The 804-nt window shown below is 62.3% G+C and carries 1 protein-coding gene; it reads left to right on the top strand.

Translation table 11 applies throughout. From position 1 onward, the window contains the following. Positions 1-51: 51 nt before the first annotated feature. Positions 52-804 (top strand): ABC transporter permease (locus EN750_RS37040; protein ID WP_145968317.1); only part of this gene is annotated, 753 nt, incomplete at its 3' end.

Raw genomic sequence — 804 nt, 5'->3', positions numbered from 1 at the left:
TTAGCGTTCTTTCCCAGGGATGGCAGCGCTGCCATCGGGGCAAACGCAGACATGAACACGATCGGCTGGCCGAATTTCAGGAGCCTGAATCAGGAAGGCATTGTCTTTGCCATAGCGGTGGTGCTGTTCGTTGCAGCGGCCATAGGCCTGCCAGGTTTCATCGACCCCAACAATCTCGTCGCTATCGTCCGCTCGGTGTCGGTGCTGGGCATCCTTGCGCTCGGCATGGCCGTCGTCATCATCGGACGCGGCATCGACCTCTCCGCCGTGGCGATCATGGCGATGTCTGTCGCCTGGTATCTGCAACTTCTGAATTCGGGAACGCCGGACGGGCTGGCCTTCGCCTATGTGCTGGCCGGTGTGCTGGCCATCGGCCTGCTCAACGGCTTTCTCGTCGCCTATGCCGATGTGCCCGCGATCTTCGTGACGCTGGCGACAGGCTCCTTCGTCTTCGGCTATGTGCGCTCGCAGCTGATCACGCAGGATGCGGTGCCGGTGCCGCAGGGCCATTGGGTCGAGCTGCTTGGCGGCCTGCGCTTCCTCGATATTCCGGTCGAGGTGTTCGTCTTTGCCGGCCTCGCCTTCCTCTTCTTCCTGTTCCTGCGCTACACCAAATGGGGCCGCTACATCTACTTCGCCGGCGACAATCCGGTTGCCGCCCGCAACATCGGCATTCCGGTGCGGCCGATGCTGGTGCTGCGCTATGTGCTTTCCGCTTTCGTCGCACTGGTCGCCGGCCTGCTGACGGCGGCGAGCCTGCATTCGATCAACACCCGCGTCGTCAATTCGACGCTGCTCTACGAC

This window comes from Mesorhizobium sp. M7A.F.Ca.ET.027.03.2.1 (genome assembly GCF_003999175.1).
Lineage (GTDB): Bacteria > Pseudomonadota > Alphaproteobacteria > Rhizobiales > Rhizobiaceae > Mesorhizobium.
This window is presented reverse-complemented; position numbering and strand designations above follow the sequence as displayed.